The sequence below is a fragment of the Methanolobus profundi genome (genome assembly GCF_900114835.1).
In the GTDB taxonomy this organism is placed as follows: Archaea; Halobacteriota; Methanosarcinia; order Methanosarcinales; family Methanosarcinaceae; genus Methanolobus; species Methanolobus profundi.
Genome location: NZ_FOUJ01000003.1, coordinates 251,343 through 265,570 on the forward strand (window position 1 = coordinate 251,343; position 14,228 = coordinate 265,570).

Sequence of the window (14,228 nt, forward strand, 5' to 3'; positions counted from 1 at the left end):
TAATGGAGGAACTTTACTTGGAGGAGATCAATTAACAGACCTGGCTGCCAGAATGTATTCATGTGCAGATATTGCTGCTACTGCTCCATCGGAGACAGCCGTCACAACCTGCCACATGGAAGTTCGCCTGCAATCTCCTGCAGCGAATATACCACTGACCGAACTTTCCATCTTTTCATCGGTTACAATGAATCCCACATCTGTCTTCTCAACATCCACCATAGATGTATTCGGATCGATACCAACGTAAATGAATATACCATCTATATTCATCTCTGTGATCTCATCCGTCTTTGTATTTTTCAGGACGACCTGCTCAACAAGTTCGTCGCCCTTTATCTCCTGCACTACCGTATCCCATATGAAACTGATATTCTCTTTATCAAATGCCCTTTTCTGAAGCAGAGAACATGCCCTTAGTTCATCACGCCTGTGCACTACATAGACCTTACTGGCAATGTCCGAAAGGATCAGAGCATCCGTTACTGCAGATTCGCCACCACCTACTACGATGACCTCCAGACCACCATAGAATGGACCGTCACATGTGGCACAGTATGATACACCTTTTGTCAGCAGTTTGTCCTCACCAGGTACACCCAGACGTCTTGGATTTGCACCTGTAGCGACTATTATTGCAAGCGCTTCAAACTCACCGTCATCGGTGACCACAACTTTCCTGTCACCTTCATCCTTTACGGTCTTTACACCGGTGACCTGGATCTTAACTCCTGCATGCTCTGCATGGTCCTTGAAATTCTGCATCAGTTCCATTCCTGATATAGAGGAGAAACCAGGATAGTTCTCCACCTTGTCAGCAGTTGAGATCTGACCAGGGATAACATTCTTTTCGAGCACAAGGGTGTCAAGACCATAGCGGACCGCATAGATGGCCGCAGTAAGTCCTGCAGGACCTCCGCCTATTATGATAAGATCGTGCATGTTGATCAGTTAGCATCACAGACATTGCTTGCCTGTTCTTTGTCCGGAACTCCAACAAAGGCAACCTTATCATCAATGATCGTTGTAGGTATTGAACGGATCTTGAACTTCTTTGCAAGTTCTTTCCCTTCAGGAGTGTCCAGTTCTACTTCCTCATACTCAAAATCACACTGTTCATTTAATTCCCGCCACATTTTCTTTGCAGTTGGACAGAAATGACACCATTCAGAATGAACTAAAGTAACCTTTACCATAATTTTCCACACTCCTTTTATTGGTCAATATTCTATTAGTTAGGAGAGTAAATAAAAGTAACCTGTGAGTATGGGGGTACTTTATAAATAGTTCATCTAAATCCCCATGTATAACTTTCTTCATCAAGACCGAGATTGCAGTGATAAACACCATATTCATTGTGATGTTGATAGCTAGACTTTCATTTATGTTCTTATTTCTTGCATACCATAGAGGTTTGCTTAAATACTTAGATTTTTCTAAGTGATTTGAACCTATTCGAATAGTTTCTAGTAAGACGTGAAAAGGTATTGATCTATCCTACTATTCCAAAAGCTTCAGCTTTCAGAAAGAGCCACAAGATATAATATGCAAACAACAGTTATCATATTATTAAATAAGGAGTAAATTTATCATGGATTCTCGCAAAGTACTCATTGCAGCGTTATTGGCCATTGTTCTTTTGTCCAGTGCATTTCTCATTTACATATCGCCACTATATTCTGGACAGATTGCCCCATTATACTCCGTTCACAACTCTGATGCAAACGAGCACACAGTAACGGTTGAGGTCCTAAATTCACATAACAAGTCGATAATTGAAGAAACGTATACCTTGAACTACACGGAATACGCACGGGAAGAAAGACCATTTTTGTCAACAATGCCACTATCAAGCAACAAATTCACCTTCAACGTCACTTTGGACGGCGAAAATATGGGATCGTATCCCATAGAAGTCGAACTCCAAAATACAATGGGCGTAGTAGCTCTGTATGATGACTATCCGACAGGGAATGTAACACCAGTATCTGTTTATTGGATAAGGGAAGATTAAAAGAAACAACAACACTTTTTCGGTAAAACTTCAATTAGCTCCCGGTTTTCCTCAATCACAATAGGGGATATATGCCCAAATTCGGCCCTCGTTGGCAGGCCAACCATAGGACAAATCAGAAAGCAATAACGGTCTACAAGCTTCTGATCGAGCCATTCAAGCTCTGAGCATCGAATATCACTTCCTGTAACAGACAACTACACTTAGTGTCAAGAACACGAGTGTCATCACTGATGAGAATGAAGGTGATTTTTTGATTTCAGAATCTACGCCATTTTTTGTATCTGAAACATTAATTTCTTGTTCATTCGTCAGCGTAGAATCGTTTTCGATGTCTTCTTCAATAATTTCTTCATAGTCTGCAAAATCACTATCATAAGTAGGAACTGTTTCATAACCATAATATCCTACATGCTTTACAGCATCTTCATTTGCTATCAGACTAATATTACTTTCTGCAGTTATAATCTCATATTCCAGAATATCAATCATTGGAGTTGAAAAATTATCAGTGTATTTTTGTATTATGTTAATTGAATCTTGTGATGTTACATCTTCATAAAAAACAACAGCTAATTTTACATTCCCATCTTCCATCTTTGCATAATATGGCACGTTCAATCCGTAACTTTTGTCATACTTGTTTTCTACAGGTATTTCACCCATCCATCGAAGACCTACATCACCCGGCAAGTCCGCAGCAGTATAATCAGCAGGCATTGAAAAAATAGACGTGTATTTTGCAGCAACAGCTACACGCCTCACCTCATACTCTTTTAATGCTCCCAGTTGTTCATCATTAGGAGTTTCATAGAACTGAAGCAGTACATGTTTCCTTTCAGTTTGATTTTCCAGAGTGGCACTTGTAGTCATAACACTAATCTGTTCAGTGCCATCAAGGTTTGCACCAAACTCCATTGCTTCAGGAGTGTAAACCTCGCCGCCGTAATTTGTAAAAGTGTATTTGTCAGAATCGTTCGTTTGGTCTGCACTTGCAATGAGAGTGCATAATGCTATCACCAAGAATAATTTAACTACTAACCCTATATTTTTTTTGACCATTTATATCCCATTTTCAACTATTATACTATCCCCAGATCACCAAATTTAGATTTCTATATCGTATATAAAAAAATGTATATAGATATTTTGTAAGTGTATTTAAACTTACATTATTACCTTAGTTAGGAGAGCATGTCAAATTAATGACTGTAATATCAGGTTTTTCGCTGTTAACGATCGGACAGACCAATTGCTGTTTCAGAAACTATATCACAAATGAACAATATTTATGATGAAGGAGGAATAGATATAGCAAGATATTCTTTAGATGAATTTGTAAGGACCACAGGCCAAAAGGACCTTGGTCAGGGTAAGTTCGAACTTGAGCGCGACAGGATGCTGGAAGTGAACCTGAACGGAAGGGTTTGGATCAAAAGAGGAGGAATGGTCGCATACCTTGGAGATGTAAAATTCACAAGGGAAGGCATGCTTGAACACGGAATCGGTAAGCTCATGAAGAAAGCTGTCACCGGAGAAGGTGTATCATTAACTAAAGCAGAAGGAAATGGAAAGGTCTACCTGGCAGATGGCGGGAAGAAGATATCCATACTCCACCTGAACAATGAATCCATCTACGTTAACGGTAATGACCTTCTTGCCTTCGAGGAGAGCATCACCTGGGACATAAAGATGATGAAAAAGGTCGCCGGTATGATGGCAGGAGGACTTTTCAACGTCAAGCTGGAAGGTACCGGAATGATAGCTATTACAACACACTATGACCCACTTACACTCATGGTAACAAACGACAGACCGGTCTTCACCGACCCAAATGCAACAGTAGCATGGTCAGGAAACCTGCAACCAGACATTAAGACCGACATATCATTGAAGACCTTTGTCGGCAGGTCAAGCGGCGAAAGTGTGCAAATGGCATTCAGAGGAGAAGGTTTTGTGGTCATACAGCCATACGAAGAGATACCTTACGTCGTTCCACAGGCATGATACTTCGTGCCTCATTCTTTTTTTAAGAAATAAATAGAGATCATCCTTTCGTAATGCACTCGTACTTAACATCAGCCTTCTGGATATCAGGGACATCGCCCCAGAATCCCATGAACTCACCCTGTATCACAATAGCACCTTTGATACCTTCGACATCCTTTACAACATCAAAGGACTGCTCAACAGCTTCCCTGCCAATATCAGTACCATTGCCAAGAGCTGTAGCTGCTGCATCGGCCAGAGATACATTGTCAGAGAACACGATCGCTGCATCGGCCATCCCGAAACTTATGGAAGGGCCAACACTACCGGAAGAAGTACAGACACCTGTTATCGAATCCCGTGGGTACATTACAAAACCTATGTCCCTCAATGGGGAATTACCTGCATAGATACCCATCAGTACCGGACGGTCGTTGATGATAGCTATATCGCCACCGTTGTCAACAATAGCATAGGTTGCTCCTGCTTCTGCCATAGCTTCCACCGCAAGGGCCGAGATAGTACCTGCAACAGCACTCATAGGACCTATACCCATAGCATTTCCAGCTTCGATCATTCTTCTGACAACCTCAGGAAAATCTCCTTCGACATCATAAGGCTCCAGAGTGCTCTGGAAGAACGGATCAGAAGCGATATATGACTCAAGCTCTTTACGGTTCTCTCTTATCGCTTCCTGAGCAATGACAATATAAGAGGACTCATCCGCCTGGATCGTCACGATGGTCTCTTTCAACCTGAACTGTTCTTTCATGGATCAGTAAAAATGAAAAATGAATGTCACTTGCTGTTCTCAAGTGACAGGGCATTATGAGGACACATATCGACACATGTTCCACACTGGATACACTTTGCATCATCTACAAGCAAACTGAAATCATCATCCAGTGAGAACACCTTCGTAGGACATACGGAGATACAGGCACTGCATTCCACGCATTCATCCTCATCCCACCTGATAGGAGTATCCAGTTTTGTGACCTTTGCACCCTTGTTCATCAGTGATTTGCATATCATTTCGAACTTGTCCCTTTCCACATCTGCAACTACCTCACCATGAGAACGGTCGAAGTGTGCCTGGGAAATGTTCAGCAAAACACCAGTTTCGAGGATAGACTCTGCCATTATAGGTTTTGTGAGGATATCACTTGAGATATTGATCTTTATCTTCATTTCTATGACCTCCTGGCATATAGTTTGCTGATGTCATCACTGGTTATTATTCCGATAACATGACGGGACTTGTTGATAACAGGCATTGCAGATACAGAATCCTGATCCATCCTTCTTGCAACAACAGCTACCCTCTCATCAGCGCTGGCAGTTATGACCTTACGTGTCATAATATCCGCTACCAGATCGAACTTGTTCTTGGAAACCGCCATCGAAATATCCCACGCAGTGACAATTCCAACAATAGAACCATCCTCACCAGTAACCGGCAGATGGTTGAAATCTGTTTCCATTATCGTTTTCGCTGCATCATAGACACTGGCATCCTTATCAATAGTAACCACACTGACGGCCATTATATCAGACACAAGAGCGATACCCTCTGTCTGTTTCATCGGTTTCGCAGAAACATCCTTAGGAAGCCTTTCAGCAGGCATCGATACGAAGAAGTCACCCCTTGAGATCCAGTCCTTGAGCTCGGAAGCAATTATCCTTGACTTCTTGAAACTTGACATTGATGACGTAGGAACGTCACGTCCGTCGATATCAACATATCCACTGCGGAGTTCCTCATATGTTACCTGACGTACTGCAGCCCGGTCCCTGCTGGGAATACCATAATCCAGGATATTCGTAGTGATATCTGCATCTGTAACAGCAGTGGCCTGTGCCATCTGTTCATTAAGGATCGGTATAGGAACTCCCATTCCAATGTAGAGTGAAGTTCCATATCCTGTGAAATTAGCAGCCCTTATGTAATCAGGGCTCATGTTCTTGAGGTCACCCTGCACCATCAGAGTACCGAAGCCACCTCCTGATGAATGTTGTGTACCTGCTCCGGTAATGTATCCCTGTGTGCCACCAAGGAATATTCTGGTACCGGTACCAATGGTCATGTAATCCGGATCATTGGAAAGAGGAGAGAGCACACCTGCACCTGAGTATGTAACATTCCCATAGGAAGGCAGGAGTGAACCCATATAAGTATGAATAGTACGCTTTGTACCATTAGTTGCAGCATTGTATTTCTGATAAGCATTACGAGGATTCATCATGATAGCCTGGTTCATGTCCTCAAGGGTCAGAGTGGTATCAAGTACTTTTCTTGGATAACAGTCAGTACCATGAGATATCGCATGAAGGTTAACGGACTTTCCTCTTATTAGATCCTCTATGACATGTGCTCCACCATAATCCATTCCAAGAGTCTCTGAGACCTGGGTAGCACCTATGAAAGCATCCACAGCAGCCACACCTGTATAGGCCTCTACATCGTTCAGGAATACTTTCTGCATCTTGATAGGAGGTTCTGAATGACCGAAATTCAACCAGACACCGGACGAGCACATGGCACCGAAAGTACCGGTAGTTACCACATCGACTTCCTTTGCAGCACCCTCTGCACCCAGCTCACCAACAATGTGAACCATTTCTTCAGCGGTGACTACGTTGACACTTCCGTCCCTTATTTTACTGTTGATCTCATGAATTGATTTTTTAACCATTCGACTACCTCTAGATACAAAAAGTAATTTTTTGACACCTATATATTACTTGTGGTAATTCCCAGAATGACATTATCATTTTGTGATAATATGCACAGAAATAAATGACTGGACCAAGTCCTATGAAAGGGGTTCTTAATTAAGGTTTTCATTGGAAGTTGTCGAACTCATCAGAGACACGCACATTGAACCAGAAAGTGCTACCCTTACCACCGGCGTTGTCCTCTACATGAAGTTCCTCACCATGGCACTTCAATGCCATTCGGGATATTGCAAGTCCAAGACCTTTCCCACTTATACCGGAGTCATCTGCCCTGCTGAATCTCTCAAATATACGTGACCTGTCCTTATCAGAGATACCGGGACCATGGTCCGAGACACTGACCTTCCAGCGATCCCCATCAGGAAATATGTCCACCACTACCTCACTGCCATCTGGAGAGTATTTTATAGCATTGGACATCAGGTTGAAGAATACCTCTTCGATTATTGGGTTCATATAGGCAGGACATGGCTCAGGAGAATTCAACACCACACCTATATTGCGTCTTACAGCCCTGTCAAAAAGCCTGTCCAGTGAACTGCGGAAAACGAATCTGAGATCGATCGTCTGAAGTTCCATTTCTCTGGAACTGTTCATTCTTGCAAAAACAGAAGCTGAATGTATCGTCCTTCTCAGTTTCTCAGCAGAATCGTGGATATTACCAAGGATGTGTTTCTTTTCACTATTCTCTTCAATACTGGAAAGATAGTCCACAAATCCTTCGATCAGAGAAACAGAACCTATAAGATCATGGCTTGTGACATCCGCGAACATATCTTTGATACCATTTGAATACTCAAGCTGATCTGCATGTTCCCTGATAGCATTTTCCAATACCCTTCTCTCAGTTATATCACGACCTATGGAAAGGATCCGCTGCTTTCCGTTATAAGCGATCACCTGAGCTTTTATTTCCATGGGAAGGGTATCGCCATTATTGTTCAGAAGATCAACTTCAACAGTAACAGGTCCCTTTTCAATGATCTCAGCCATGATCTTGGGCACATCTGCCCTGAATTCAGGAGAAGTTACATCCACCATAGCTACACCTATCAGTTCATTGCTCTGATAACCCATTGTCTCGGCCATTGCCCTGTTGACCTGCAGGATAATACCATCCATATCAGAAAGACATATCAGATCACTGGCATTGTCAAAGATCGCACTTAACTTGGTCTCGGATTCACTGAGGATCTGATGGGCCTTTTTCTTCTCGGTCATATCACGACCGATAAGCACCATATAGATCTTACCTTCATTCTCCACGAATGAGAAGCTTATTTCCACCGGGAAGGAGCTACCGTTCTTTCGTACGAATTCGGAACCAACAAGAAAAGTCCCTTCATCAGCCGCTTTTCTTATTATCTCGAACATATCGAGAGTCTTCATGAAACATTCAGGATCAAAGACACTCTGTGACATCAATTCCGATTCAGAGTATCCAAGGTCCTGTATCACCCTGTCACTTACATAACTGAACTTCTTTGTGATCGTATCAAGGACCATGATATAATCATTTGACTGGTTCATGAGCTTCTTATACAGTTCCAGTGAACCGATAGTTTCCCTTAGTCCTATGCTTTCGGCAAGGATGTTGGAGACTGACTGGAGGAAATTTATATCATGATCGGAGAAATGGACCTTTTCATCCGTATGAGCACACAAAACCCCAAAAGGTTCATTATTTGTACCTATGACAACACTGGCCCCGCTCACAACACCATGCTTATGAAGGAAGTGAGGAACTTTGAAACGGGTCTCTTTTTCAATATCCTCCAGTATTACAGGTTTTCCTGAAACAGCGGTAAAGCCGGCCTGGGAAGAGGAGTTACCATCTACAATGGCAGATCCCACACACCATTCACTCAGTCCATACCCATACCTCAGAAGAAAACGATCGTCTGATATTTTCTCCATTATCATACCGAATTTCATGCCAAGGGTTTCTGCAACAAGTTTTACCGCATAGTTCATCAGTGCATCTATATCATTGCAGGAAAGAGCATGTCCCCCGAGTTTTGAAAGAGCCTTTTCCTGAAGGTTCATACTTGCCAGTTCTTTCTCGGAACTCTTCCGCTCATGTATATCAAGAACAGCGCCATGGAAATGAGTGATATTACCTACATCATCACGAACGGCATATGACCTTTCAAGCACCCATCGAGGCTCTCCTTCTGATGTCAAGAGCATATATTCATGTGAAAAATAGTTGCCATTAAATCCATCAACCATATCCATCAACGCTTCAAGGTGATCGGGATGCACTATATCAGCATAGTCAAGACCCCCGGACACGAGTTCTTCCGGAGCATAACCGAACTGCACTATATTATCAGATACATATTCCACAGACCATACATCATCACATTTCCAGAGAAAAGATACGAATGGAAGATGCGAGGCATTTGTTTTCTGATCATCGAAGATGCAGTTGTTCGAACATATCGTACTGATGGTCTCATCTTTTAGAAGGAACAAAGCACCATTAGAGGTACTGCCCTCATTATGACAGGGAATATACTCACAGGAAAGATACTTCAAAGAACCATCGTGGGCAACTATCTTAAAAGGGACGTTATTAATTTGGGTCGAGCATTGTCTTGTTCTCAGAAGATGTCGAAAAAAGGATGAAGCACTGTGACCACAGGTTGCTACCAGATCATTCAGTTCCTTACCGATGACCTCTGTCTCTTCGATCCCGGTGACATTCCGGACCATCTCATTGAAATGAATTAACCTGTCATCTTTATCCAGACTGATCAGGCCAATGTCAAGCCTTGAGAGAACGTTATGATGAACTGATGCTGATGTTTCAGGGAAAATACAGTATTTACAATTCCCTTCGTCTTGATCAACAGCCATCTTGTACCCCTGTAATTATTTCACAATTGCAATTGTAGATTATATGTCCAACATATATACATTTTGGCATAATAATTAAATGAAAAAAAGAAGTAAAAGGAATTATTCTATGTGTACAGGACGAGCTACACCCAGTTCCTTTACATCCATAACCACTTCAAGGACACCATTCAGATAGGTAGCCCTGGCAGTATCCGGATCTACACTGGAAGGTAGTTCTATATCCTCGGAATAAGAGTTCTCTTCGCTCTCCGCCTTCAGTTCAAGTACAGTTTCTGTGACGTTAAGACCGATGTCCTCCTTTTCAACATCCGGGAGTTCTACTGTGACATACACCTTATCGTCCATTTCAAAAATGTCTATCAATGTTTTCCTTGCGTCTCCCCTGAACTGTTGCTGGATCACGGACTCGAACTCATCATCGTCCTCATCATCCTGAAAGACGTTACCGAACTCTCTAATTTCGGGTTCTTCTCCTGGATGGCCGGACACGGAGAAACCATAGAAGAATGGTTGCTTCTCAAAATCATCGAGACTAAAACCAAATCTTTCCATCATATGCTCTATGATGTCTTCTATATCGCTGAAACCGCCTTCGTTAAAGATATCGTCAATGAAACCTCGTTTTTTTCTTTTATCGGCCATAGATGAACACCACTTTGATAGGTAGATGGGATCCGAACTATTTATCTTTTGGGAACTATTTCTCTCTTTTAGAACAGGGTAGTATTTGGCGATAGCAGGTGAAGAGAATATCAATCAATACTTATATTAATTGAACAGTATTCTATTTGGTGGATATGGCAAGCAATGGATCAGATCAGAGAATGCAGTCATTTATCGTCGAACACCTTCTGGGACAGGATGTCACAGTATATTGCGGAGGGATCCTCACATTCAGGGGGAATGTGAAAGCCTGTAGCGACGGAGTTCTTACACTGGAGATAACTGATGGACGTTATTCACATATATCCGTCAAAGAAATAATCACCATCCAGCCCGATAATTCCTGAGCCCGCCAGCCACAACCCTGATCATTCGCTACTTTTAGGACAGGGACCCGGCCATGACGATCGAGCTTGCGGAGAAATATGACCCTAACACTCAAACCACCACAGGACCATTGAACGGAGTGGAATAAATGAAAAAGGATTATGATGCTTTTATAATAGGGACCGGCGTTGCAGGTTCAGCTCTTGCATATAAATTGAAGAAAGCAGGGATGAGAGTAGCGATTGCCGATAAAGAGAGATTCGGTGGAACCTGTGCTTTTCATGGATGTATCCCAAAAAAGATACTTAGTAGTGTTGCCGGGATCATAGATGCCGGACACCGGATGGAAGGAAAAGGAGCAGAGTGCAGTGGTCAGATCAACTGGCCAGACCTCATAAATTTCAAGGAAGAGATCATCCATTCACTGACCGACCCGAAAGAAAAGGCATTCATTAACTCAGGAATAGATACATACCACGGCACGGTCCGCTTCCATGACCAAAATACACTGGCAATAGGAGAACAGCTCATATCTGCAGAACATATTCTCATAACCGTTGGTGCAACATCAAGGACCATTGACATAACAGGAGTTGAGCATCTTACTACAAGCGATGAGTTCCTTGACCTTGAAGAGCTTCCGGATAAGATCATATTTGCAGGTGGAGGTTACATTTCATTTGAATTTGCACATATAGCTGCAAGAGCGGGAGCAGAGGTAACAATCATCCACAGGAGCGAGAACCTGCTTAAAACATTTGACAGGGACCTTGTGAAAATGCTAGTGGATGCATCCCAAAAAGCCGGGATCAACATTGTCACGAACCAGGAATTACAGAGAATAGAAAAGAAGGATCAAGGCCTTGAAGTCACTACATTTGACATCAATGGACAGGAAGATCGGACCCATAAATGTGACATGATAGTACACGGACTTGGCAGAGTACCGGCCATACAGGACCTTGAACCGGAAAAGGGAGACGTAGATATAGAACATGGCGCGATCGCTGTCAACGAGTACCTTCAAAGCATATCCAATCCGGCAGTCTATGCAGCAGGAGATTGCATCATACCCGGACCGGCACTCACACCCACTGCCAGCCTGCAGGCGAACATAGTTGCATCCAATATACTGAAAGGGAATGAGCAGACAGCAGACTACACAAAGATAGCATCTGCCGTATTCACAATACCAACACTGGCATCTGTAGGAATGATGGAAAAGGATGCCAGCGATGAACACCAGGTCATATTCACCGATATGAGCAAATATTACTCTGCCCGGAAAATGAATGTAAAGTATTCTGCATCCAAAGTTATCATCGAAAAAGATACCAGAAAGATCGTCGGAGCACACCTTATCGGACCAGACGCAGAAAACATAATCAATCTCTATACTCTTGCCATTAACACAGGACTTACAGCAGAACAGGTTAGAGAAGCCCTGTATGCATATCCCTCAGGCAGCTATGATGTTAAATATATGCTCAAATGATAATATTCTCTCATTCTTAGCCTATTCTTCAGAGAGATCGAAGTATCTCAGACGTAGGGAGAGCACAAATACAAGATATATGATCAGTGCTGAGACTATGAAAGCACCCCTGCCCAGAAGTTCATAGATGAATCCTCCACCTATGAGTCCAAGGATACTGGCAATGCTAACGAAACTGCCGGATACACCCTGAACAAGTCCCTGATCGTCCTTTCCTGCAAGTTTTGAAAGCATGGACTGTATGGATGGCCACATGAAACCATTACCTACTGCGAACAATAAAGCAGCTACGTACGTCAGGAAAGTGCTTCCAAATGCCAGAAGTACGAAATTGCTTCCCAGTATCAGGCTCCCTGAGATTATCAGGAAAGGGTCTGAATATCTTTTTGAAACATATGAGAGCACAGGACCTTCGACCATCACAAGCAGAATGCTAAGGAACGAGAAGAAGAAACCAAGTTCTGCAATGCTCCACTGAAGATCATTGGCCGCATGTACCGGGAATGCGGTATAAAAGGTATTGAAACCAAGGAATATGAGGAAATATATGAGGAACATGTATGGTATATGTTTCAGCTCCATTACGTCCCTTAATTTCTGTTTCTGCACAGGAGCAGCATCTGTACATCCTCCAGGCATATCAGATGTCATAGAAAGTCCTTCAGGGATCTGGTCCTTTAGAGCACATCTGCGGGATTCCGGGACGTAGAATGCTATCAGGATAGTACCTACAAGAGATATCAGGATAGCTGCAAGTACAGGGAGAGCTTCCCCATATATGGTCACACTGAGGATACCTGCAAGCGCAGGCCCTACTATGAAACCGAGGTTAGTTGATACCGACATCTTACCGAAGTTCTTACTTCTGTCCTTATCTTCGGTTATATCGGCAATATACGCATTTGAAACAGACACATTACCGCCCGTCAGCCCGTCAAATCCTCTTGCAATGAACAGAAGGACCAGAGGAACAGTTATCACAAAACTCCCAAGTATGCCTGAATTCACATCTGCCAGCGCAGTGACCGGTACGAACAGAGCAATGAAGAAAATGATCCATGAAAGAAGGGTACCCGCCTGACTGAGAAAAAGTACCTTTTTCCTGCCATAGATATCAGACCAGCGTCCCAGTAATGGTGATCCGATAAGCTGGAAGACGGGATACATTGAGGACATGATACCATATATCAGCGCATTGCCACCGAACCTTGCCACAAGAAAGATGAGGAAAGGAAGGACTAAACTAAGTCCCATGGTGCCGATAAAGTTCACCAGAAGTAGAGGATATATAGAAATGTCCTTTGTTCCCTTGTCAGCCATATTCCCAATATTTTTAGGGTGCAGCTATTATATGATAGTTTTGTGACCTGAAGCAGAGATCATGAAAAGAATTAATTTTGATAAGAGCTTTATCTGTACCCATGAAAGAACTATACCTTACTGACTGTTACCTGAAAGAGTTCGATGCAACGGTTGAAAGTGTCAAGGATGACAAGTTCGTAGTACTTGACAGAACAGCATTCTATCCTAAGTCCGGCGGACAGCCACATGACACCGGCATGCTTGTGAAGGAAGATGGAACGCAGTTCCCTGTTGCCTTTACAGGCAAGTTCGATGGAAGCATCAGTCATGAGGTATCTGTTGAAGGCCTTAAAGCAGGAGACAAGGTCAAAGGGATCATAGACTGGGACAGAAGACATCTTTTCATGCAATATCACACTGCATGCCACATACTAAGCGCGATCATCCACGATGAGACGGGAGCTAAGATATCAGGCAACCAGCTTGGAGAGGATAAGACACGTGTTGATTTTAATCTTGAGGATTTTGACAGGGAACTTATCAAGTCCTATGAAGCAAAAGTGAACGAGATAATCGACCGCAAGATCCCTGTGAGCATTGACATCATGCCAAGGGATGAAGCATTCCAGATACCATCCCTTGTGAAGCTCAAGGATGCTTTCCCTCCTGAGATCGAGGACATAAGGGTCATCAGTATCCCGGATGTCGATACACAGGCATGTGGCGGTACACATATCGCAAATACAGGAGATATTCCTCATATAGAGATCATCAAAGCAGAGAACAAGGGTAAGAACAACAGAAGAGTATATTTCAAGTTCAAAGAGAATTGAC

At 42.9% G+C, this 14,228-nt stretch carries 14 protein-coding genes; 5 read left to right on the top strand and 9 right to left on the bottom strand.

Annotation, left to right across the window (positions count from 1 at the left end; genetic code table 11):
- Nucleotides 1-27: 27 nt before the first annotated feature.
- Together trxB and BM008_RS08670 are read right to left on the bottom strand one after the other, a co-directional pair.
- The gene (trxB, locus tag BM008_RS08665) at nucleotides 28-942 is read right to left on the bottom strand and encodes a thioredoxin-disulfide reductase (protein WP_091936102.1); all 915 of its coding nucleotides are present in this window, start codon (nucleotides 940-942) and stop codon (nucleotides 28-30) included.
- Between the two features lie 5 nt (nucleotides 943-947).
- Entirely contained in the window at nucleotides 948-1,196 is a 249-nt protein-coding gene (locus tag BM008_RS08670) for a glutaredoxin family protein (RefSeq protein WP_091936103.1), read from the bottom strand.
- 395 nt (nucleotides 1,197-1,591) lie between these two features.
- Between BM008_RS08670 and BM008_RS08675 the strand changes: the two genes are divergently transcribed.
- A complete protein-coding gene (locus BM008_RS08675) occupies nucleotides 1,592-2,014 on the top strand; it encodes a hypothetical protein (protein WP_091936105.1) in 423 nt (140 codons plus the stop codon).
- Between the two features lie 177 nt (nucleotides 2,015-2,191).
- Here the strand turns inward: BM008_RS08675 and BM008_RS08680 are convergent, their stop codons facing one another.
- Nucleotides 2,192-3,076, bottom strand: a complete 885-nt coding sequence (locus BM008_RS08680) for a hypothetical protein (protein WP_091936107.1) — start codon at nucleotides 3,074-3,076, stop codon at nucleotides 2,192-2,194.
- Nucleotides 3,077-3,325: 249 nt separating this feature from the next.
- Between BM008_RS08680 and BM008_RS08685 the strand changes: the two genes are divergently transcribed.
- Nucleotides 3,326-4,021 (top strand): AIM24 family protein, encoded by a 696-nt coding sequence (locus tag BM008_RS08685; RefSeq protein WP_091936340.1) that lies wholly within the window; start codon nucleotides 3,326-3,328, stop codon nucleotides 4,019-4,021.
- Between the two features lie 40 nt (nucleotides 4,022-4,061).
- On the opposite strand, the gene BM008_RS08690 is transcribed toward BM008_RS08685, so the two are convergent.
- From BM008_RS08690 to BM008_RS08710, 5 genes are all read right to left on the bottom strand, one after another.
- The gene (locus BM008_RS08690; RefSeq protein ID WP_091936108.1) at nucleotides 4,062-4,775 is read right to left on the bottom strand and encodes a UPF0280 family protein; all 714 of its coding nucleotides are present in this window, start codon (nucleotides 4,773-4,775) and stop codon (nucleotides 4,062-4,064) included.
- 26 nt (nucleotides 4,776-4,801) lie between these two features.
- A complete protein-coding gene (locus BM008_RS08695; RefSeq protein ID WP_091936110.1) occupies nucleotides 4,802-5,194 on the bottom strand; it encodes a 4Fe-4S binding protein in 393 nt (130 codons plus the stop codon).
- A 2-nt stretch (nucleotides 5,195-5,196) separates the two neighbouring features.
- On the bottom strand, nucleotides 5,197-6,699 hold the full coding sequence (locus BM008_RS08700) for a homocysteine biosynthesis protein (protein ID WP_091936112.1): 1,503 nt from the start codon (nucleotides 6,697-6,699) through the stop codon (nucleotides 5,197-5,199).
- Nucleotides 6,700-6,847: 148 nt separating this feature from the next.
- Nucleotides 6,848-9,604 (bottom strand): PAS domain S-box protein, encoded by a 2,757-nt coding sequence (locus tag BM008_RS08705; RefSeq protein WP_091936113.1) that lies wholly within the window; start codon nucleotides 9,602-9,604, stop codon nucleotides 6,848-6,850.
- Between the two features lie 102 nt (nucleotides 9,605-9,706).
- Nucleotides 9,707-10,249 carry an Hsp20/alpha crystallin family protein gene (locus BM008_RS08710; RefSeq protein ID WP_091936115.1) on the bottom strand — a complete coding sequence of 181 codons (543 nt, stop codon included), beginning with the start codon at nucleotides 10,247-10,249 and terminating at the stop codon, nucleotides 9,707-9,709.
- A gap of 155 nt (nucleotides 10,250-10,404) precedes the next feature.
- Here BM008_RS08710 and BM008_RS08715 point away from each other — a divergent pair, with 155 nt between their 5' ends.
- Together BM008_RS08715 and BM008_RS08720 are read left to right on the top strand one after the other, a co-directional pair.
- Nucleotides 10,405-10,617: an MM0924 family protein gene (locus BM008_RS08715; RefSeq protein WP_245747981.1), complete on the top strand. Its 213-nt coding sequence runs from the start codon at nucleotides 10,405-10,407 to the stop codon at nucleotides 10,615-10,617.
- 128 nt (nucleotides 10,618-10,745) lie between these two features.
- Nucleotides 10,746-12,092: a dihydrolipoyl dehydrogenase family protein gene (locus tag BM008_RS08720; RefSeq protein ID WP_091936117.1), complete on the top strand. Its 1,347-nt coding sequence runs from the start codon at nucleotides 10,746-10,748 to the stop codon at nucleotides 12,090-12,092.
- Nucleotides 12,093-12,113: 21 nt separating this feature from the next.
- On the opposite strand, the gene BM008_RS08725 is transcribed toward BM008_RS08720, so the two are convergent.
- Nucleotides 12,114-13,412 (bottom strand): MFS transporter, encoded by a 1,299-nt coding sequence (locus tag BM008_RS08725; protein ID WP_091936118.1) that lies wholly within the window; start codon nucleotides 13,410-13,412, stop codon nucleotides 12,114-12,116.
- A gap of 101 nt (nucleotides 13,413-13,513) precedes the next feature.
- Between BM008_RS08725 and alaXM the strand changes: the two genes are divergently transcribed.
- On the top strand, nucleotides 13,514-14,227 hold the full coding sequence (gene alaXM / locus BM008_RS08730) for an alanyl-tRNA editing protein AlaXM (protein WP_091936120.1): 714 nt from the start codon (nucleotides 13,514-13,516) through the stop codon (nucleotides 14,225-14,227).
- The last annotated feature ends 1 nt before the right edge of the window (nucleotide 14,228 follow it).

What these genes read in the sequence shown, in the direction of transcription:
- trxB (WP_091936102.1), bottom strand. Translation starts at nt 942, where the DNA reads ATGCACGATCTTATCATAATAGGCGGAGGTCCTGCAGGACTTACTGCG.
- BM008_RS08670 (WP_091936103.1), bottom strand. Translation starts at nt 1,196, where the DNA reads ATGGTAAAGGTTACTTTAGTTCATTCTGAATGGTGTCATTTCTGTCCA.
- BM008_RS08675 (WP_091936105.1), top strand. Translation starts at nt 1,592, where the DNA reads ATGGATTCTCGCAAAGTACTCATTGCAGCGTTATTGGCCATTGTTCTT.
- BM008_RS08680 (WP_091936107.1), bottom strand. Translation starts at nt 3,076, where the DNA reads ATGGTCAAAAAAAATATAGGGTTAGTAGTTAAATTATTCTTGGTGATA.
- BM008_RS08690 (WP_091936108.1), bottom strand. Translation starts at nt 4,775, where the DNA reads ATGAAAGAACAGTTCAGGTTGAAAGAGACCATCGTGACGATCCAGGCG.
- BM008_RS08695 (WP_091936110.1), bottom strand. Translation starts at nt 5,194, where the DNA reads ATGAAGATAAAGATCAATATCTCAAGTGATATCCTCACAAAACCTATA.
- BM008_RS08700 (WP_091936112.1), bottom strand. Translation starts at nt 6,699, where the DNA reads ATGGTTAAAAAATCAATTCATGAGATCAACAGTAAAATAAGGGACGGA.
- BM008_RS08705 (WP_091936113.1), bottom strand. Translation starts at nt 9,604, where the DNA reads ATGGCTGTTGATCAAGACGAAGGGAATTGTAAATACTGTATTTTCCCT.
- BM008_RS08710 (WP_091936115.1), bottom strand. Translation starts at nt 10,249, where the DNA reads ATGGCCGATAAAAGAAAAAAACGAGGTTTCATTGACGATATCTTTAAC.
- BM008_RS08715 (WP_245747981.1), top strand. Translation starts at nt 10,405, where the DNA reads ATGGCAAGCAATGGATCAGATCAGAGAATGCAGTCATTTATCGTCGAA.
- BM008_RS08720 (WP_091936117.1), top strand. Translation starts at nt 10,746, where the DNA reads ATGAAAAAGGATTATGATGCTTTTATAATAGGGACCGGCGTTGCAGGT.
- BM008_RS08725 (WP_091936118.1), bottom strand. Translation starts at nt 13,412, where the DNA reads ATGGCTGACAAGGGAACAAAGGACATTTCTATATATCCTCTACTTCTG.
- alaXM (WP_091936120.1), top strand. Translation starts at nt 13,514, where the DNA reads ATGAAAGAACTATACCTTACTGACTGTTACCTGAAAGAGTTCGATGCA.